The organism is Glycomyces rhizosphaerae (genome assembly GCF_042647865.1).
Classification (GTDB): domain Bacteria; phylum Actinomycetota; class Actinomycetes; order Mycobacteriales; family Micromonosporaceae; genus Glycomyces; species Glycomyces rhizosphaerae.
The window spans coordinates 402,698-422,127 of record NZ_JBHRWO010000010.1 but is presented as its reverse complement, the minus strand read 5'-3'; the positions used below and the strand labels follow the sequence as shown (position 1 = coordinate 422,127).

At 70.6% G+C, this 19,430-nt stretch carries 16 protein-coding genes; 6 read left to right on the top strand and 10 right to left on the bottom strand.

Going from position 1 to position 19,430, the window contains the following annotated elements; genetic code table 11:
* Positions 1 to 41 precede the first annotated feature (41 nt).
* Positions 42 to 368: a hypothetical protein gene (locus ACFO8M_RS11610; RefSeq protein WP_387974954.1), complete on the top strand. Its 327-nt coding sequence runs from the start codon at positions 42 to 44 to the stop codon at positions 366 to 368.
* Positions 369 to 375: 7 nt separating this feature from the next.
* On the opposite strand, the gene ACFO8M_RS11605 is transcribed toward ACFO8M_RS11610, so the two are convergent.
* Positions 376 to 732, bottom strand: coding sequence for a MerR family transcriptional regulator (locus ACFO8M_RS11605; RefSeq protein WP_387974951.1), 357 nt, complete (start codon positions 730 to 732; stop codon positions 376 to 378).
* Positions 733 to 792: 60 nt separating this feature from the next.
* Between ACFO8M_RS11605 and ACFO8M_RS11600 the strand changes: the two genes are divergently transcribed.
* Positions 793 to 1,560 carry an alpha/beta fold hydrolase gene (locus ACFO8M_RS11600; RefSeq protein WP_387974948.1) on the top strand — a complete coding sequence of 256 codons (768 nt, stop codon included), beginning with the start codon at positions 793 to 795 and terminating at the stop codon, positions 1,558 to 1,560.
* 99 nt (positions 1,561 to 1,659) lie between these two features.
* Here ACFO8M_RS11600 and ACFO8M_RS11595 read toward each other — a convergent pair whose 3' ends face one another.
* A complete protein-coding gene (locus ACFO8M_RS11595) occupies positions 1,660 to 4,389 on the bottom strand; it encodes an ATP-binding protein (RefSeq protein WP_387974946.1) in 2,730 nt (909 codons plus the stop codon).
* Positions 4,390 to 4,474: 85 nt separating this feature from the next.
* Positions 4,475 to 5,077 carry an NADPH-dependent FMN reductase gene (locus tag ACFO8M_RS11590; protein ID WP_387974943.1) on the bottom strand — a complete coding sequence of 201 codons (603 nt, stop codon included), beginning with the start codon at positions 5,075 to 5,077 and terminating at the stop codon, positions 4,475 to 4,477.
* A gap of 210 nt (positions 5,078 to 5,287) precedes the next feature.
* On the opposite strand from ACFO8M_RS11590, the gene ACFO8M_RS11585 reads away from it, so the two are divergent.
* Both ACFO8M_RS11585 and ACFO8M_RS11580 read left to right on the top strand, forming a co-directional pair.
* Positions 5,288 to 5,569, top strand: a complete 282-nt coding sequence (locus ACFO8M_RS11585) for a hypothetical protein (RefSeq protein WP_387974940.1) — start codon at positions 5,288 to 5,290, stop codon at positions 5,567 to 5,569.
* Positions 5,494 to 6,597 carry an MFS transporter gene (locus ACFO8M_RS11580; protein WP_387974937.1) on the top strand — a complete coding sequence of 368 codons (1,104 nt, stop codon included), beginning with the start codon at positions 5,494 to 5,496 and terminating at the stop codon, positions 6,595 to 6,597. The genes ACFO8M_RS11585 and ACFO8M_RS11580 overlap by 76 nt, the downstream gene beginning before the upstream one ends.
* Before the next feature lie 221 nt (positions 6,598 to 6,818).
* Here ACFO8M_RS11580 and ACFO8M_RS11575 read toward each other — a convergent pair whose 3' ends face one another.
* Complete coding sequence (locus tag ACFO8M_RS11575; RefSeq protein WP_387974935.1) at positions 6,819 to 9,665, bottom strand: helix-turn-helix transcriptional regulator; 2,847 nt, start codon at positions 9,663 to 9,665, stop codon at positions 6,819 to 6,821.
* 201 nt (positions 9,666 to 9,866) lie between these two features.
* Here ACFO8M_RS11575 and ACFO8M_RS11570 point away from each other — a divergent pair, with 201 nt between their 5' ends.
* Positions 9,867 to 10,505 carry a hypothetical protein gene (locus ACFO8M_RS11570; protein WP_387974932.1) on the top strand — a complete coding sequence of 213 codons (639 nt, stop codon included), beginning with the start codon at positions 9,867 to 9,869 and terminating at the stop codon, positions 10,503 to 10,505.
* Positions 10,506 to 10,792: 287 nt separating this feature from the next.
* On the opposite strand, the gene ACFO8M_RS11565 is transcribed toward ACFO8M_RS11570, so the two are convergent.
* The 5 genes from ACFO8M_RS11565 to ACFO8M_RS11545 all read right to left on the bottom strand — a co-directional run bounded on the left by ACFO8M_RS11565 (position 10,793) and on the right by ACFO8M_RS11545 (position 16,565).
* Entirely contained in the window at positions 10,793 to 11,698 is a 906-nt protein-coding gene (locus ACFO8M_RS11565) for a hydroxymethylglutaryl-CoA lyase (RefSeq protein ID WP_387974929.1), read from the bottom strand.
* Positions 11,699 to 11,931: 233 nt separating this feature from the next.
* Positions 11,932 to 12,519, bottom strand: a complete 588-nt coding sequence (locus tag ACFO8M_RS11560) for a TetR/AcrR family transcriptional regulator (RefSeq protein ID WP_387976358.1) — start codon at positions 12,517 to 12,519, stop codon at positions 11,932 to 11,934.
* A gap of 261 nt (positions 12,520 to 12,780) precedes the next feature.
* A complete protein-coding gene (locus tag ACFO8M_RS11555) occupies positions 12,781 to 13,665 on the bottom strand; it encodes a mechanosensitive ion channel family protein (protein WP_387974926.1) in 885 nt (294 codons plus the stop codon).
* A 99-nt stretch (positions 13,666 to 13,764) separates the two neighbouring features.
* Positions 13,765 to 14,340 (bottom strand): dCTP deaminase, encoded by a 576-nt coding sequence (gene dcd / locus ACFO8M_RS11550; protein WP_387974923.1) that lies wholly within the window; start codon positions 14,338 to 14,340, stop codon positions 13,765 to 13,767.
* A gap of 62 nt (positions 14,341 to 14,402) precedes the next feature.
* Positions 14,403 to 16,565 (bottom strand): hypothetical protein, encoded by a 2,163-nt coding sequence (locus ACFO8M_RS11545; protein WP_387974921.1) that lies wholly within the window; start codon positions 16,563 to 16,565, stop codon positions 14,403 to 14,405.
* A gap of 95 nt (positions 16,566 to 16,660) precedes the next feature.
* Between ACFO8M_RS11545 and ACFO8M_RS11540 the strand changes: the two genes are divergently transcribed.
* Positions 16,661 to 17,356, top strand: coding sequence for a glycosyltransferase family 2 protein (locus ACFO8M_RS11540; RefSeq protein ID WP_387974918.1), 696 nt, complete (start codon positions 16,661 to 16,663; stop codon positions 17,354 to 17,356).
* A gap of 27 nt (positions 17,357 to 17,383) precedes the next feature.
* Here the strand turns inward: ACFO8M_RS11540 and ACFO8M_RS11535 are convergent, their stop codons facing one another.
* Positions 17,384 to 18,997 carry a serine/threonine-protein kinase gene (locus ACFO8M_RS11535; RefSeq protein ID WP_387974916.1) on the bottom strand — a complete coding sequence of 538 codons (1,614 nt, stop codon included), beginning with the start codon at positions 18,995 to 18,997 and terminating at the stop codon, positions 17,384 to 17,386.
* Positions 18,998 to 19,430: the final 433 nt, after the last annotated feature.

The window sequence follows — 19,430 nt, the reverse complement described above, 5'->3', positions numbered from 1 at the left end:
GAGTCCCCCGGCCGATGGCTTGGGGCCCTTAGACTCGGGGTATGACCACCGCAATCGTCCTCGGCGCCATCGGCATGCTCTTGGTGTTCGTCATCGTCAGGTACGGAACGCCGAGGGCGCGGGGCCGGCGGGCCGTCGAGCGGCGCAAGCGCCGGGAGATGGCCGAGTTGCGGTCACGGGTGGCCGCCAACGCCCGGGCCACGTATGATAGGCAGTTCCCGCGTGCGCGGCGCAGCCGCTCGGGCTCCACCTCGTATTCCGGTGGCACGGTCACGTACGGCGCCGATTCGGGGAGCTACGGCGGGTCCGGTTGCGACTCCGGCGGCGGGGATTCCGGTGGCGGCGGGGGCGACGGCGGCGGCTGCTGAGCCGCGATCAGTCGATGACCGGCCGGATGGTCTCCTCGGCCTGCCCGGCCAAGAGGCCGCGTTTGCGGTTCAGGTCGGCGATCTGGTCGTCGAGGCGGTCCAGAGCGCCGCGCATGACCGCGTGCGAATGGTCGCAGTGCAGCAGGCCATCCTTTGTGGCGCATGGGATGAGGTGCCGAATCTCGCGCGTCGAGACTCCCGCTTCGAGGAGTTTCCGGATCTGCTCGACCCGCACCGGGGCGTCCTCGGGATAGCTGCGGTAACCGTGCGCGTCCCTGCCGGGCAGCAGCAGCTCCTGCTCCTCGTAGTAGCGCAGCAGCCGGGTGCTGACCCCGGTGCGGCGCGACAGCTCTCCGATCAACATCGTGACCTCCGGCACAAGTGTGTGGCCTTCACACCGATGTGAAGTCATAACGTCGCGGGCATGACGAACATTTCCGCACCGCGCCCCGCGCTCACCACCGAGGTCCACGGCTACGGTCCCGGTATCGTCCTCGCCCACGGGGGAGGCGGCCGCATCGAGTCCAACTTCGGGACGCTCATTCCCCTGCTCGCCAAGGGCCACACGGTCACCGCGTCCTCCTACCCGGCGGACGACACGGTCCTCGACCTCGACTCGCTCGCCGACGCCCTGGTCGAGGCGGCCGCGACCGAGCGGTTCACGATCATCGGGTTCTCGCTCGGCACCGCCGTCGCGGTGCGCGCCGCCGCCCGCCACCCCGAACGCGTCCAAGGGCTCGTCCTCGCGGCCGGGATCGCCCGCCCGGACAACCGGACACGGCTCGCCCTCGACCTGTGGGGCTCGCTGCTCGCCTCCGGCGACCGGGACTCGTTCGCGCGCTTCGTACTCGGTTCGGCGTTCAGTCCGGCCTTCGTGAACGGCATGGCCGCCGCCGACGTGGCCGCCACGGTCGACCAGATCGCGGCGGACATCCCCGGCGGCACGGCCGCGCAGGCGGCCCTGATCTCCACGGTCGACACCACCGCCGACCTGGCCGGCATCACCGTGCCGACACTGGCGATCAGCGCGAGCGAAGACCTCCTGGTGGACCCGGCCAACCACCGCTATCTTGCCGAGCACATCCCCGGCGCGGAGTACGCCGAGATCAAGGCCGGTCACGTGCTCATGGCCGAGCAGCCGGACGCCTGGCACGACCTGGTCCTGGACTTCCTTGAGCGCCACAGCCTTTAAGGCGGCCCAATCGAAAATCGAGGCGGCGTCCGTGATCGCGCGGACGCCGCCTCCTCTGCTTCCCCGTCCGGACGGCCCGTGGTTCGGGAGCGCGGTCCGCTACAGGCCCAGCCGGGCCAGTTCGTTCCTGGAGGCCACGCCGAGTTTCGGGTAGGCCTTGTACAGGTGGTATCCGGCGGTGCGCGGGCTGAGGTAGAGCTGCTCGCCGATCTCGCGGTTGCTCAGGCCCGCGGCGGCGAGTCGGACCACTTGCAGCTCTTGGGGAGTGAGCTTGTCGGCCAGGTCAGGGGCGGCCTCGATCGGGCCCGCGTCGCCGGCCGCGCGCAGTGCGCGGCGGACGCGTTCGGCCCACGGTTCGGCACCGAGGCGTTCGAATACGGCTGCGGCCGAACGCAACCGGGTCTTGGCCTCGTTGACGCGCCGGGCCCGGCGCAGCCATTCGCCGAGGATCAGGTCGGTGCGGGCGGTCTCGAACGGGAAGCCGTCGTCCTCTTTGTGCAGTTCGGCGGCGCGTTCATAGTGCGCACCTGCTTCCCGCTCGTCCGCGAGCAGGCCCCGGCAGCGTTCGACCTGGGCCATGAGGTGCGGCTGCCCGCTCGCCTCGGCCCACTGCGTGAACCAGTCGAAGACGCCCGCGACCCGCTCCGGTTCGCCCGCGCGCACCGCGGCCTCGACGGCGATAGGGACGAGGGTCAGCGCCTCGCCGGGGGCATTCGAGTCGAGGAGTGCCATCAGCCGGTCCATGGCTTCCTCGTTGCGGCCCATGGAGAAGTCGAGCAGCGCGAGCGGCGAGTCAATGGCGACGACCGTGTCACCGGGCGAATCGGCTTGGGCCGCTTCGATGATCGCCCGGGTGCGCTCCTCCTCGCCGCGGAACGCGGCGGTCACAGCGAGGACGTGGGCGCGGGCTTTGACCGGTCCGATGCGGTGGCCCAGCTCGATCGAGAGGTCCACGGCGTTCTCGGCCAGCGCCTCGGCGTCGCGCCACCGTCCTCTTCGGAACTCGGTGATGCCGTTGAGGATCAGGGCTCGCGGCAACGCCCCGGCCGCACCCCTCTGGCGGGCGAGTCGCACGGTGTCCGAGGCGGTCTGCTCGGCGGCGTCGATGTCGCCGATGAGGAGCTGCCACCAGGCGACCATGCCCCGGTTCTCGGGGGTGACGGATTCGCCGGACTCGTTGTGGACGTTGATGAGCCGCCGCAAGGCGGCGACGGCCTCGCCCACGGTGACCGCGCACGACCGGTTGAAACCGGCGGTCGCGTTGGCGAGGTCTCGCACCAGCCAGGCGTGCTCGATGCCGAGGCGTTCGGCGTGCTCGGCGGCGACCTCGGCGCGTGAGAAGTCCCCTGCCTGCCAGGCAAGCTCGACCGCCCTGAACAGCGGATAGCCGGTCGACTGGTCCCCTGCGGCAATGAAGTGGTCGGCGGCCTGCATGTAGAGGCGGTAGGACTCGCGGATGTCGTTGTCCCAGGCCGTGACGAGGGCGACCATGAGGGTGGCGCGGGCGAGGATCTTGCGGTCGTCGGTGAAGCGGAGGATCTGGCCGTACAGCTCTTTCGCCTTGGGGCCGTTGCCGCCCGCCATGGCGGCTTCGGCGGCGCGCAGGAGGCGGCGGCCGCGTTCGTGCGGGTCGGGGGTGAACGCGGCGGCGCGTTCGAGGACGGCGTACTCGACGCCGTGCCCGCCGCACGTGCCGAGGCATTGGGCGGAGGCTTCGAGGGCCGCGGCGACCGTCTCGTCGGGGCCGGTGGCGGCGGCCGAGAGGTGGTAGGCGCGGCGGAAGTCGTCGGTGTCGAGGACGTCGGCGTAGACGCGGTGGGTCTCGATGCGGCGGAACACGGGCGCGCTCTGGTAGGCGGCGGTGCGGATGAGGGGGTGCCCGAAGGTGAAGCGGTCGCCGTGGAAGCGGACGAGGTCGTCGGCTTCGGCGGCGGCCAGGTCGGTGAGCTGCGCGCCGAGTTTCGCGGCGACGTCGATGACGAGGCCGGTGTCGGCGGTGTCGTCGGCGGCGATGACGAGCAGGAGCGTGCGGGTGGCCTCGGGGAGGCGGTCGATACGGTCGCCGAAGACCTGTTTGAGGCGGCTCGTGGTGGAGCGCATGCCGGTCCATTCGGCGGCGAGGCGCGCGTCCGATTCGACCAGCGGCAGTTCGAGGAGCGCGAGCGGGTTGCCCTCGGCGGAGCGCAGGAGCTGGTCGCGGTCGACGGACTGGTGGCCGCGCAGGCGTTCGGCGAGAAGAGAACCGGCGGCCTCCTCGTCGAGGGGGCCGAGACGGATCTCGTCGAGCCCCGGCGTCGGGAAGTCGGGGGCGTAGCCCTCGCGGACGGTGAGAATCATCAGGGTCGCTTCGGCCGCAAGGCGTTTGGCGACGAAGAGGAGGACGTCGGCGGAGTCGGGGTCGAGCCAGTGCGCGTCCTCGACGACGGCGAGCACGGGCCGGTGCCCGGCGGCTTCGGTCAGGAGGCTCAGCGCGGCGAGGCCGACGGTGAACCGCAGGTCGCCGGGCCGTGCGGTCTTGTCGGGGACGGCCTCGAGGCCGAGGATGCGGGCGAGGACGCGCGCGTGGTGCTCGGGGACGGTCTCGAGGTGCCCGGCGAGCGGCAGCAGAAGCGCCTGAAGGCCAGCGAAGGACCAGGCGTGCTCGGATTCGACACCGGTGCAGCGCAGCACGGTGACATCGTGGGCGCTCTCGGCGGCCGCCGCGACCAGGCTCGACTTGCCGATGCCCGCTTCGCCGCGCACCACCAGGGCCGAGCCGCGGCCTTCGCGGGCTGCAGCGAGGCGGTCGGCGATGGCGGCGGTCTCGAGGTCGCGTCCGTAGAGCAGCACGAATCCAACGGTACCGGCGCATCCGTGCTTCGACAGGGCCCCGGACCGGGTCTTAGGACAGATTGCCTAGACCCGGTCCAAGGACCTAGAACGGGCTGGGCATGGGGGTCGCGTTGCGGGCGTTGGCGAGTGCCAGGGCCCACCAGTGCAGTTCGTCGAGGAGGGTCTTGGCGGCCGACTCGGACTCGCCGAACTTCGTGAACTCGCCGCGCTCGTCGAAGTGCTGGTAGAAGCGAGGGAACGCGATCGTGTTGCGGATCGTCATGGTGCGCAGCTCAGGGAAGATCTGGCGCAGGTGCTGGGCGGCGTTCTGGCCGCCGGTGATCTTGCCGCCGTAAGTGACCATGGCGACGGGCTTGGCCGCCCATTCGTTCATGTAGTAGTCGATCGCGTGCTTGAGGGACGCGGGGATCGACATGTTGTACTCGCCGGCGACCACGACGAAAGCGTCGGCGCGGTGAAGGCGCTCAGAAAGGGCCGCGACGGGCGCGGACGGGTCGCTGTCGGTCGACCACATGTCGCTCTCGACCAAGTGCTGCGGCAGATCGGCGTCGAGCAGGTCGACGAGGTCGACGTCGAAACCGCCGTGCTGCTCGGCGACGCCGGCGATCCACTTGGCGGGGGCGGGGGCCCAGCGGCCCTCGCGGGTCGACCCGATGATGACGGCGAGGTTCAGTTTGTCGCTCATGGTGTTTCCGTTCCATTGGCTGGATGGTTCGGATTCGACGCTACGAACGGATCGACCGGCGGGACATCTGTCGGCCGACTGGAGCGTGACTGGACCGGTCGGCCACGCCGCCGACGGCGGGGCGCGGCGGCCCGCGGCGCAGTGACCGGTCGGGTGTGCCCGTCGAGCGACGGATGCGGAGCCAGTCGGCCGCCGCTTAGCGTGGCCGCCATGACTTCCACGGAAACCACTGCGGCCCCGGAGGCCGCGACCACCACCCGATGGAGAGCGATCCTCGCCGTCGGCTTCGCGCAGCTCGTCGTCGCCGGCGGCATGTCCACCCTCGCCGTCGCCCTCCCGGCCATCCGCACCGACTTCCACGTGACCGAGGCCGCGACGGCCTGGGTCCTGCTCTCCTACGCGCTCCCGATGGGGCCGTGGCGATCGCCGCCGGGCGGCTCGCCGACCGCGCCGACCTGCGCGCCGTCGCCGTCTTCTCCATGGGGGCGTTGACGATCGGTTCGGTCGCCGCTGCGTTCGCTCCGACGTTCGGACTGCTGCTGGCGGCCCGCGCGGTCGGCGGGCTCCTCGGCGGGCTGCTGTTCGGCATGACCGGGCGGATCATCGTCACCTCGGCCTCGCCGGAACATCGAGGCCGGGCGATGTCCTTGATCGCGCTGCTCATGACCGTGGGCGGCATGGGCATGATCGGCGCGGGCGGATTCATCATGGCCGCGTTCGACTGGCGGGGCCTGTTCTGGGTGCTCGCGGCCATGGCCGCGACGGCACTCGCGGCGCTGGCGGTGTCGGTGCCGAGCAACGGGACGGGCCTGCCGCGCCCGGACCGGGCGCTGCTGGTGGACACGGCTACCTCGGGCGGCGCGATCGCCGCGTTCCTGCTGGCGTTCGAGTACGTCGACACCGATCCTTGGATCGCGTTGGGGGCGTTGGCGGCCAGTGTCGCGCTGGTGACGGTGTGGGTGCGGCAGAAGACGTCGGCGCCGACAGTGGCGCTGCTGCGGTCGCCGCAGGTGAGCGGGGCACTGCTGAGCCTGACGCTGCTGTCGGCGGTGACCGGCCTGCTGAACTTCAGCTTGCCGTTCCTGCTCACGGACGTGCAGGGGGTTCGCCCGGAGCTGGTGTCGACGGTGCTGCTGACGTTCATCGGCGGCGTCGCGGCGATGACCCCGGTGGCCGGGTGGCTGGCGGACCGGTACGGGTCCGGTCGGGTCTCGCTGGCGGGCGCGGGCCTGGTGATCGTGGCGGTGGTGCCGCTGCTGTTCGTCGACGAGGCGACGGGCCTGTTCGACTTGGGGACGCGGATCGGCCTGCTGGGCTTGGCATTCGGGATCTTCAACAGCCCGATGAACGCGTACCTGCTGGACTCGGCCCCGGCGGAGCAGTCGGGCACGGCGGGGGCGTTCATGGCGACGACGCGCACGATCGGGTCCTCGCTGGGCCCGGGCTGGCGGCGCTGGCCTGGGGGCTGGGCGCGACGGCGGTGGACGGCTACCGCCTGTCGGCTTGGGTCATCGCGGTGATGCTGCTGGCGGGCGCGGCCCTGCAGGCCACGACGAAGCCGTGGCGGACCCCGGTCCCGGCTGCGGCTGCGGCTGCGGCTGCGGCGTAAGCAGATCGGCCGACGCCGCCGCTGAGGCCGGACCCTTCGGCCGGTCCCGGCTGCGGGCGCGGATGCGCAAAGCACCACTCCCGGGCGGATGCGCACAGCACGTCCCACGGGCCCGGATGCGCCGATCGCGTCCTACAGGTCGAGCTTCGCCAGTTCAGTCCTCGAGGAGACGCCGAGCTTCGGGTAGGCGTTGTACAGGTGGTAGCCCACCGTCCTGGGGCTGACGAACAGCTGCTCGCCGATCTGGCGGTTGGTCAGCCCGTCGGCGGCGAGGCGCACCACCTGGAGTTCCTGCGGCGTGAGCAGTTCGGCCAGGTCGGGCTTCGCCTCGATGGCCGTCGAGTCACCGGCGGCCCGCAGTTCCCCTTGGGCGCGTTGGGTCCACGGCACGGTACCGAGCCGCTCGAAGACCTCGGTGGCCTCGCGCAGGTGCGCCCGCGCCTCGTTGATGCGGCGCACCCGACGCAGCCACTCGCCGTACAGCAGCTCGGTGCGGGCCCGCTCGAACGGGTCGATGTCGTCGGCCCGGTGCAGCTCAACGGCCCGCGCGAAATGCGTCCCCGCCTCGGCCTCGGTCGCGAACAGCGCCCGGCAGCGCTCCACGAGCGCCTCCCAATAGGACCGTCCCGTCGCGTCGGCCCAGTCCGCGAACCAGTCGAACGCCTCCTTGACCTCCGCGAGCCGCCCGGACCGGAACGCGGCCTCCACGAGCGTCGGCACCTGCGTCAGCACCTCCATGGGCGTGACGCCCTCCGCGATCCGCAGCAGCCGCTCGAACGCGGCCTCATACCGTCCGAGCCCGAGTTCCAACAGCCCCAACGCGGTGTCGGCCGGGATCACCGAGTCCTCGGGCGCGTCCTGGATCGCGGCGGCCACGAGCTCACGGCAGCGCCGCTCCTCGCCGCGGATCGCGGCGATCGGCAGCAGCACCCAGATGCGGCCCTGCATGAGCGCCCGGCGGTCGTTCTGCTCGTGCGCCAACTCGATCGCACTGGAAGCGGACGCCTGCGCGTCCGCGTACCGCCCATAGTGGAACTGCGTCTGCGCCTGCACGAGGAGCGCCTGCACCAGCGGGCTCATCGCGCCCCGCTCGCGGCACGCCCGCACCTGCTCGGCCGCCGCCTGGTACGCGGTCGGCACGTCGCCGGCGAGGAACCGCCAGCGTGCGGCCAGCACTTGGTCGAAGGCCTGGAAGTCCTCGTGGAGCGGCTGGTAGTAGTCGTAGAGGGAGCGCAGCGCGTCGACCGCCTCCCCGGCGGTGTCGTCGGGCTGGCGATTGAGGCCGGCCGCGGCGCGGGCGAGGCGGCGCACCCAGGCGTTGTTGGAACCGCCGTACTTGGAGGCGAGCCCGGACGCGTACTTGACCTTCGCGAAGTCCCCTGTCTCCCAGGCGTTCCAGACGCCGCGAAGGAGCGGGTAGCCGGTGTTCTCGTGGCCGGTGGCCGCGTAGTGCTCGGCCGATTCCATCCACACGTCGAAACCCTTGGAGTGACCGGCCCAGGAGAGGATGGTCGCGCGGATCAGCGCCGTCCGCGCGAGCAGCACGTGGTCGTCGGTGAGCCGCTCGGCGGCCTCGGCGAGTTCGACGGCTTTGCCGGTCATGCCTGCGGCGTAAGCGGTCTGGGAGGCGGCGACGAGGCGGCGGGCCCGGTGGTAGTGGTCGGGGGTGAAGCTCGCGGCGCGCTCCATGGCGGCCATCTCGGCGACGCAGCCGCCGCGTTCGGCCTCATAGGACGCAATGGATTCGAGTGCGGCGGCGGCCTTCTCGTCGAGCCCGGTGGTGGCGGCGGCGAGGTGGCGGGCGGCGCGGATGTCGCCGTCGCCGAACGCCTCGGAGAGCGCCCGGTGGGCTTCGATGCGGCGTGCGCGCGGTGCCGAATGGTAAGCGGTGGAGCGGATCAGGGGGTGGACGAATTCGATGCGGCCGCGGTGGTACCGCAGCAGATCGTCCACTTCGGCCGGTTCGAGGTCGGCGAGGCTCGCGTCGAGCTTCGCGGCGGCCTCGGCGATCACGGCGGTCTCACCGGTCTCCTCGGCGGCGGCCAGCAGCATGATCGTGCGGGTGCTCTCGGGGAGGGCGATGATGCGCTCGGTGAACGCCAACTTGATTCGCGACGTCGTGGAGTAGCGGCTGTTGGAGGTGTCGGCGCGCAGCAGCGACTCCTCGTTGTCGGCGGCCGGGAGCTCCAAGAGCGCCAACGGGTTCCCCTCGGACATGCGCAGGATCCAGTCGCGGCTGGTGAAGGGGATCTCGTCGGCGCGCATGTCAAGGATCGCTTGGGAGGCATCGAGATCGAGCGGCCCGAGGGTCAGCTCGGGGATGCCCGGGGCCGGGAAGTCGGGCGCGAAGCCGTCGCGCACGACCAGGACCATCGTGATCGACTCGGTCGACAGGCGCCTGGCGGCGAACAGGAGCGCGTTCGTGGAGTCCCGGTCGAGCCAGTGGGCGTCGTCGATCACCACGTAGACGGGCTGCTTCGCGGACGCGTCCACGAGGAGGTTCAGGAGGGCCAGGCCGACCTGCAGCGAGTGGGCGCGGCCGGTGCCGTCGCCCATGCCGAGGGCGGTGCGCAAGGCCTCGGCCTGAGCCGCGGGGAGACGGTCGATCCGGCCGAGCAGCGGATGCAGCAGCATCTGGAGCCCGGCGTACGACCACGTGTGCTCGGCTTCGACACCGAGGGTGCGCAGGACGGTGAACCCTTCCGCGCGGGGAATCACGGCGTCGACGATCGCGGACTTGCCGATCCCCGGCTCGCCGCGCACGACGAGCGCGCCGCCGTGGCCGACGCGGGCGCCGTCCAGAAGCGCCTGGATCGAGTCGAGTTCCGCGTCCCGCCCGTACAGGACCGGGCGCCCTGTGGGGGCCGACTCCTCATGGAGCGCAGGCGCACTGCCCTCGAAATCGACGGCGCCGCCAAGGACCGCGCCGGGCGCGGCGGCATTCCGTCGGGCGCGCGCGGTGTCGGCAATGGGTTTCACGACGGCTCCATCCTCAGGACGACCGGGGACTCCCCCAGCGTAGCCACGGCGGGAGGCACCTCGCATCTGTCATTCGACTGGGGTCGACCGGGACGGCCTCCACCAGGTCGAACATGCGCGCCTACCGGGTTCGGGTCCCAGTCGCCGAGCCCAGTCGTCCGACCGGGGCGCGGGCGCGCGAACCGCTTTAGCGTCATTCCCATGACCGCACCGACCGATATCCAGACACCGCAGCGAGGGACCGCCCCGCCGCGGGGCCCGCTCCGCTGGGCGCCGGCGCTGTGGGCGACCTTCGCGCAGGCCGTGGCCTTCGCGGCCGCCGCTGTGACCGCGTTCCTGACCACCGACATCGCCGCCCATTTCCACGCTTCGTCCGGCACGCGGCTGTGGCCGTTGGGGGCCTTCGCGATCGGTCTGGTCGTGGCGGCGAACGGCACACGACGCACCGGCACGCTCGGCCGCGTCCGATACACGGGGGCGATCGCTCTGGCGGCGTTGACGTTCGGTGCGCTGGCTTTGGCGCTCGCGCCGGGCTTCGGCTTCGCCGTGGGCGCGGCCGGGGCGTTCGGCGTCGCGGCGGGCTTCACGATCGCGCTGGCGGGGCGGGTGGTGGCGGCCGCGGAGATCGGGGACGGCTCCGGCTCGGTGGTCCTGTCGGCGGCGGCACTGCTGACCGGGATCGCGGCGGGGGTGGGCGCGCTGTTCGCGGAGCCGCTGTACGGCTGGCGGGGCGTGTTCGGCCTCATCGTCGTTGCGGCGGTCCTAGCGGCGTGGAAATTCGCGGAGTATGTTCCGGATGATACGGGCATGTTAGCGACATGTGACGTGAGGTTCGTCTGAGTTTCCTTGATACCCCTGGGAACTCCACGGTTCCGATGTCACCATGAGTCGTCCGGGTATTCGGAGGTTTTACCCGGCACGCGGGCACCGGCCGTCCTGTGGCGGTGTCCGAAGGAAGGCCCCGGGGAGGTTCGAGACCCCGGGGCCTTCGTCATGCGGCGGGGCCGGTCCTGCGCTGCTCTGGACGGGACCGGTCGCCGGCCTGTCAGGCGCCAACGGAGATTCGGACGGCCGGGAAACGGCTTCGCCCGCTTCCTGAAGCGTGCTTCAGGCGGCTTAAGGCTGGCCTAAGGTTTCGGCGTCAGACTTGTCCTCGGTCCGGCGCGGAGGACGCCGGATTCGAGCGGACGGCCCACGATCTCTTGGGCGAGCTCGGCAGTGCGGATGAGGGCTTCGAGGTCCACACCGGTCTCCACACCCATGTCGTGGAGCATGTGGACCACTTCCTCGGTCGCCACATTGCCGGAGGCGCCCGGAGCGAACGGGCAGCCGCCGATCCCACCGACACTGGCGTCGAACTCGACGACGCCGCGATCGAGCGCAGTGAGGAGGTTGGCGAGGGCGGTCCCCCGAGTGTCGTGGAAGTGCATGAGCATCGGCAGATCGGTGTCGATGGCGTCGAGCAGTTCCGTGACGCGGCGAGGGGTGCCCATTCCGGTGGTGTCGCCGAACGCGACTCGACCGGCCCCAGCGGCCTCGGCCGCCTCCACGATGCGGGCGACCCGAGCGGGAGCGATGTCGCCTTCGAAGGGGCAGCCGAAGCTCGTGGCGATGATGACCTCGACCGAGGCCAGCTGCTCGCGAGCCAGGCCGCAGATGTCGGGCAGCTCGGCGAGCGACTCGGCGACGCTGCGCCCGATGTTCGCGAGGTTGTGCGTCTCCGAGGCGGAGACGACCACTTCGACGGCGGTGAACCCGGCGTCGAGGGCCCGCTGCACGCCGCGGCGGTTGGGGGCCAGGGCGCTGTAGCGGATCCCGGAGTGCTTCTCGATTGCCGCCCACACTTCGGCGGCGTCGGCCATCTGCGGGACGGCCTTGGGGCTGACGAAACTGACGGCCTCGATGCGCGACAGACCGGTGCGCGACAACGCGTCGATGAGCCGGATCTTGTCGGCGGTGGGCACGGGCGGTTCGTTCTGCAGCCCATCGCGAGGAGCGACCTCGCGCAATGAGACCCGATCGGGCTGGTGCATGTTCCGCCTCCCCGGGCCGCGACCCATTGCGGCCCACCAGCCCATGCTATCCCCCGATCCCGAAATGCGGGACCGGCCGGCAACAGGAAAGGAGGCAATGCCGCGAACACGCCCCGCTGCAGAGGGGTGCGCACGAAGAACACGACCAGCGGCGGTCAAGGCCACCAGTCGGTGGCGGTGGCGGCTGTGGTGGTGAGCGGGTGGGTGGGGTGGGGGCGGGGGGGGGAGGGGCCCTAGCCGGGGTCGAGGGCTCGGAGGGCTGCCGCTCGTAGGAGGGCTGCGGTCTCGTCGGCGCTGACCTCGTCGCCCAGCGAGAGATACGGGGTCGAGTTCATCAGGCCGAATGCGCCGTGGGCGAGCACGCGCGCCTGCTCCGGTTGCAGGCCGGGCCGCAGACGGCACAGGACGCCCACCCATTCCTCGACGTACACGCGCTGGAGCTTGCGCACCTGCCGCCGCGGTTCCTCCGGCAGCCGGTCGAGTTCGTGGAGGTGCAGGATGACGATCTCTGGCGAGTCGATCACGACCTCGAGATGGAAGTCCACCAGCGATTCGAGCGCCGCCTGCGGATCCTCCGAATGCAGCGACGCCCAATGCCGCCCGCCCGCGAGCAGCCGCTCCGAGACGGGGATGAGGGCATCGGCGAGCATCTGCTCCTTGCCGCCCTTGAAGTGGTGGTACAGCGCCGGCCCGGTGATGGAGGCGGCCGCTCCGATGTCGTCCATCGACACACCGTGGTACCCGTGCTTGGCGAGCAGTTTGACGGCGACGTCGAGGATCTCGCGGCGGCGTTTGGAGCCGCCCCGGTTATCGGCATTCATCTCCACCTCGATGAGGCTACTCGGGCGTACACGTATGAGCAGGGAGCAAAAGCCCACTTTCCGGGGTGCGCAAGTCGTGAATCGGCGCGTGGGCGACAAACGGTACCGTGCGGCGCCCAGACGCGAATCGGCCGCACCCCGTTTCCGGGATGCGGCCGACCTGTCGAGCAGTACCTTCCATTCGGCGGCGCCACCGCCGAGACGGCGCCGCACGTTGCCGCCACGGGAGACCGGACACATCGCCTCCCGGGGCGTCGCTCTCTAGGGTTCGTTCGGCGGCATCGGACGCTCGGTCTCCAGACCCGATCCGGCGCTCGTCCCGGCCGCACCGCGCGGGCGCGCGCCTTCGCCCATCGCGCCGCCCATGCCACCGGCTTCGCCCATGGTTCCGGACGGCGCCTGTGCGTCGGCCTCGGTCCCGTACCGGCCGGACCGATAGGTCTGCGACATCGACTCGGTCGCGTCCCCTTGGCCCATGCCGGCGGACTCCTTCACCCGGCTCGCCTCGTCCTCGGCGGTGTCGAGCATCCGCTCCCAGCGCTCGCGCATCGGTCCGATGAGGCCGCCGCCGACGCCGACGATGACGACGCCCGCGACCATCGCCAGGACGGTCCACATGATCGGCGTCGTCACGGTGGTGGCGATGCCGACCTGCCCGAACGCGGCGACCGCACCGAAGAAGATGATGGCGACCTGGCTGATGCGGGCGACCGTTCTGCCATATGTCGTACCGGATAGCGTGTCGCTGACCAGCCCGTACACGGCGTTGGCGATCGCGAAGGCCACCACGACGATGACGAGCGCGACGAACAGCTGCGGCAGCCAGCCCACGAGCTGATTGATCAGGGTCGACACCGGGTTGGTCCCGAACGCCCCGAACGCCAGCTGCAGTGTGAACAGCAGCAGCGCGAAGTACACGAGTTTGCCGAGCAGGGCGCTCAACTCGAATTTGCCGGTGAAGCGGCGCAGCCCGGACTTCTCGCCGGCCTTGTCCAGGCCGACTCGGTGGAGCAGCTTGCCGACCATTCTGCCGATCCACTTGCTGACGATCCAGCCGATGACGAGGATCGCGAGAAACGCCAGGGCGCGCGGCAAGAACGCGATGACGCTGTCCCACATGTTCTGGAAGCTCTGCGAGATGTCCATGACCGCAGGTTAGGCCGAATAACATCCCTATTCAGGCGATTCGCCGGAGAAACACGTGACACCGGTGTAAGTAGAACCGGCGATTGCGGACAAGGCGGCCTACGTGGGCCAAGTGCGCCAGTGCATCCACGATTTTGAAGGGGTGGGCCCGCGCTGGTCCTGGTAGCGGGAGAAGTTGGCGCCGGCGCCGTACGGGTGCTCGGCGGGGCTGGTGAGCGCGAAGACGCACAGCTGCCCGATCTTCATGCCCGGCCACAGGGTGATCGGCAGGTTCGCGACGTTGGAGAGCTCGAGGGTCACGTGCCCGGAGAAGCCCGGGTCGATGAAACCGGCCGTGGAGTGGGTGAGCAGGCCGAGGCGGCCCAGGCTGGACTTGCCTTCGAGGCGGGCGGCGAGGTCCGCGGGAAGGCTGATGACCTCGAGGGTGGAGGCGAGGACGAACTCGCCGGGGTGGAGCACGAACGGCGTGTCGTCGTCGACCTCGACGGCGGAGGTGAGGTCGTCCTGCTGCTTCGCGGGGTCGATGTGGGTGTACTTCTGGTTGTTGAAGACCCGGAAGCGCCGGTCGAGCCGGACGTCGATGCTGGAGGGCTGCACGAGTTCGGATTCGAACGGCTCGATGCCGAGGCGGTCGTTCTTGACGGCATCGAGGATGTCGCGGTCGCTAAGCAGCATGGCCTCAGGTTAGTGCCCGGCCCGTCGGCGCAGCTCAACGACCCCTGCGGTGCGTGCGCGGCTCACGATTCGCGCGGCGGCAGCGCGTACGCGACGGTGCCGAGGTCGTGGAACTCCCAGCCCTCAGGGGTGAGCATCGCGCATTCGTCGATGTCCTCGGCGCAGACGATCGCGTCCATCGAAGCGGGGTCGGCCGGCGCCTCGCCGGGGACGATCGACTGGAGCGCGTGGATCTCGATGTCCTCGGGCAGCAGGATCCACCACGGGTACTCCCAGGAGTCGTTGCCCTGCACGAGGCCGACGCGTTCAGGCTCGGTGGCGGCGACCGCCGCGGCGGCCTCTTCATATTGGGGCAGCCATTCCTGCCGTCGCACGAAGCGCTCTTCGAGGTCGGTGAGGCTGAAGACCGACCAGGCGCCGGCGAGGCGCCGCGGGTAGCCGTAGGCGACGGTGAGGACGCCGGCGAGCGAGGCGGCGACGGCGACCGTGGTGACGAGCGCGCAGGCTGCGCGGCGGCGGCCGCGGTCGGCGACGGTGCTCACGAAGCCTTTGACGAGCCCGGCGGCCAGGAGTCCCGCGGCGGGGGCGCCGAGGACGACGAGGAACATGACGAGCCGGTTCACCCACGGCTGCCAGGAGACGGTGCAGACGACGCCGACGAAGGCGACCGCGACCGCGGCGGCGTAGGCCCGGCGCAGTCCCGGGCCCTTGATCGCGAACCAGCCGAGCCCGGCGAGGGCGGCGAGGCCGGTGATCGGGAACGCGGCGCGGTCCTCGTCCGGGTACCAGGCCGGGACGGGGAACTCGCTGGAGCCGAAGGTGATCCGGGGGTCGTTGGGGTCGACGCCCATGAGGTTCGCGAGGCCGTTGATCGCGGCCGCGAACGCGTCCGAGAGGAAGAACAGGGGCGTGTCGAGGCCGGTCTGACTGACGCGCAACCCGTTGATGAGGAGCAGGCGCGGGTCGGCGGTCTGGACGCCGATGGAGTCGCGCAGCACCTCCGGGCCGAGCACGTGCCCGAAGGCCTGGTGCATGCGGAACAGGAAGGGCCCCACCAGGATCAGGGCGATGGCGAGGATCACGAGCGAGGAGACGACGGTGGCGGCGCGGGCCGTGGCGGCGCGAGAGGCGTCGGCGCGGGAACAGCGCTGGGGGCTGCGTCCGCACAGGCACGGGCGGCGGCGGTGGCCGTCGCGGACGAGCCGGCCGATGCCCCACACGAGCAGGAGCGGCGCGGCGGCGAGGAGTCCGGTGCTCTTGGTGACCGCGATGAGCCCCAAGGCGAGTCCGAGGTAGAGGGCGTCGCTGCGGGGGGCGGTGGCGCGGAGGATCGACGCGCCCTTCGCGTCACCTGGCCGGGTGAATTCGTCGAGGACGATCGTGGCGAGGCAGGCGACCCACGCGGCGGCGACGAGGTCGACCTGGGTGCTGGAGGCCTGGAGGAGCACTTCGGGGGTGGTGGCGAGGAGGAAGACGGTGGCGAGCTGGGCGACGGGGCCGCCGCCGAGCTGCGCGGCGATGCGGGAGGCGGCGAGGGCCGCGCCGACGCCGGCGAGGAACTGGATGAGGTTGTAGGCGCCGTCGCCGCCGGAGAGGAGGCGCAGGTGCGTGAGGAGGTATTCGGAGCCGGGGCCGATGTCCACCTGGCGGTGGATGTCGGTGGGGAAGACGGCGACGGTCGCGTTCTGCACCCAGTGCTCGATGCGCGGCAGGTGGTAGGTCTGGGAGTCGAAGTTGTTGGGGGACGAGGCGATCGCGAGGATGGCGACGCTGATGGCGAGGATCGCGATGACGCAGCCGAGGACCCACTGCCAGGCGGGGGCCGCCGCGGCGGCGGACTTGGTGCGCCGCCACGTGCGGCGGGTGGCGCCGCGGCGGGACCGCAGTTCCTCGCGCAGGGCGTCGAGGGGCTGGCCGCGGCCGAACAGGCGCGCGAACGGGCCGGGCGAGGCGCCGACCGGCTCGGGGGCGACGTCGCGGACGCTCCGGACGAGCACGGCCGCGACGACGGCGACCGTGGCCGCGATCCACGCGACGAGGATCGTCGCGGGAGTGAGCGCGGTGAAGAGGGAGGCGGCCTCCACGACGGCGATCGCATACGCCCCCAACAGGACCGCGGCACGGACGACTGCCAGGCGCGCAGGAGCGAGGACCGCCCCGTCGCGGGGGCGGAGGGCGTAGGCGAGCGCCGGAAGCAGGACCAGGAGCCACAGGACGAGCAGCACCGCTCCATTCAACACGACCCGTCCGGCCGATGCCGTCCTGGCATGAGCGCGTTATGGTTGTGCAATCTTGTTCGATCCGCGGGGATGGAGCAGCAATGCTGTTGTCAATTCTCGTTCCGGTCTTCAACGAGGAGCGCCTCGCTGCCGGAACGTTGAAAGAGCTGCTCGCAGTGGAGTTCCCCTGCGAGACCGAGATCGTTGCCGTCGACGACGGCTCCCGCGATCGCTCCTGGGAGGTTCTGCAGACCTTTGAGGACAATGCGCGCGTGCGGCTGATCCGCCACGACCGCAACAGGGGCAAGGGCGCGGCGATCCGCACTGCGGCGAAGGCCGCCCTCGGCGACCACGTGGTCGTCTTCGACGCCGACGGCGAGTACGACGCCGCCGACCTGCCGAAGCTCCTCACGCCGGTGCTGGACGGCAAGGCCGAGGTCGTGTACGGGTCGCGCTCGTTCGGTTCGCACTCGGCCTATTCGTTCTGGTACGTCATGGGCAACAAGGGCATCACGCTCGCGGCGAACATCCTCTTCAACTCCTACATCTCGGACCTGGAGACCTGTTACAAGCTCCTGCCGCGCCAGATGTACCTGGACATGAACATCCGCTCGGGCGGCTTCGGCATGGAGGCCGAGCTGACCGCGAAGCTCCTCAAGCAGGGCATCCGGCCGTACGAGGTCCCGATCTCGTACACGGCGCGCAGCCGCGAAGAGGGCAAGAAGATCACCTGGACCGATGGCGTGCAGGCGCTCTGGCTCCTCGGCCGCGAACGCGTGCGCCGCACGAAGCGGTAGCGGCGGCCTGTCGGCGGCCCCGCTCGGTCACTCCGCGGCGGTCCGCCACTCCTGTCCGGTATCGCCTTCACTGCACGGGTTGATCACCGGCGAGTAGTGGCCTTCAGCGGTGTTCGGCTCGTCGGGCACGTCCAGACAGTAGTTGCCGTCGCCGGAGGCGCGGACCTGCCAGAAGTCGGCATGCTCCTCCTCGTCGGTGCGCAGGTACGTGAAGTGCCAGGTCGTCTCGCCGCAGTGCTCGGCGAGGTTGAGGTATTCGCCGTCCCACCAGAGGCATTCCGTGATGGTTTCGCTGCTGTCCGGTCCGGACGTGAATTCGTACGAGTGCGTGAGGCTCACCTCGTCGCCTTCGACGGTGAATGCGAACTCGTCGATGCCGTTGTCGTCGCACAAGCCCATTCGGGCGCTCGGCGGCGGCGTGTCGAAGTAGCCGATCAGGCAGTCGCCGGTCGCCGCGCTCACCAGGACCGACATGTCCGGGAGCGGTGGTTCCTCGGCCCGCGTCTCCTCGGCGGTCGAGGGCTCGGTCGCCTCCGGCGAGCTCGAGGAGCCTTCCCCGCCGGTCGGATCCTCGCCGGCGCTCTGGCCTCCCGGTTCATCCCGATCGAAGAAGTGCATCACGCCGATCGTCACGGCGACCGCGGAGATCACCGCTGCGAGACCCAGCAGCACGCCCCGGCCGCGACGGCGCTTCGGCTCCTCCGATGCAACCGCGAGCGGCATCGGGGCGGTGGCCCGCGGCGGCGGTGACGAGGTCACCAGCAGGTCCACTGTGGTTCGATTGGATTCCTGTGCGACCGGCCTTGCCTGTGACACAGCGACTCTGCATTCCTGCGCGAACATCCCTGCGGTGGCCGGACGATCCACCGGGTCCTTGGCCATCACCCAGTCGACCAGATCGGCCACGCCGGACGGCACGCCTGCGGGCAGCGGCGGCGGCGTCTCGTGCAGGTGCCCCGTGATCACGGCCGCCGGGGAGTTCCGGTCGAAAGGCAGTGCGCCGCTGAGGCATTCGTAGGCGACCACTCCGAGCGAGTACAGGTCCGAGGCCCCGGTCAGCTCCTCACCGCGCAGCTGCTCGGGCGAGGCGTACCCCACCGTTCCCAGCACAGTGCCGGTGGCGGTCAGCGCGGTCTGGTCGCTGCGCAGAGCGATCCCGAAGTCGAGGATCGTCGGCGCGCCCTTCGTGTCGACGATGATGTTGGCGGGCTTGATGTCCCGGTGCACGATCCCGGCCCGGTGCGCGGCGTCGAGCGCGTCCGCCACCTGCGCGATCAGCGGCAGCACCCGGTGCGCGGGCATCGGGGCAAGGCTGCCGATGAGCGAATGGAGCGACCGGCCCTCGAGGAATTCCATGACCAGGTAGGCGAAGGCCTCCCCGTCGGCGGTGTGCTCGGAGCGGATGTCGTAGACGTCGACCACACCGGGCGCGTTCAGGGCGGCGACCGTGCGGGCCTCTTGAACGAAGCGCAGGCGGAAGCTCTCGTCGTCGGCGAGGGCGGCGTGCAGGACCTTGAGGGCGACCGGCCTGCGCAGCATGGTGTCCTCGGCCCGCCAGACCTCCCCCATGCCTCCCGCGCCGATCCGTTGCTGAAGGAGGTACCGATTGCCCAGCAGCACACCGGGTCTTGTGAGGAGCATGACGGCGATTATGCCCGGCTCCCACCACTACGGGGCGTTCATGTCGAATCGCCAATGCGTTACAGGCCGGTGGTACGCCGCACCGTGTCCCCGGCGAGGTCGGCTCTCGGTCAGGGTTCAAGCAGTCAGCGACGAAGAGGCGGGTGGCGGGGTGGAGTCGGGTGTCGGAGCTCGGGTCGGGCCGGGTGGCGGGGCGGGTCTGGTTCGGTTGGGGCGCAGCCGATCAGGGTGCGCGTGGGGTGCGGAACGTGAATGGTTTCGCATCGTGTGGGTGATGACGGCCGGACCTGCATCGGGGATAATTGAGATACGTACAGGGACAGGGAATTCGTACAGGTGTCGAGTAGGTGCAAGCAGACTACGACAAGCCTCTGGCTGAATCGACAAACCGACTTGTTTCGAGGCACTCAGCCCCCACCGGGGGTTCCAGATC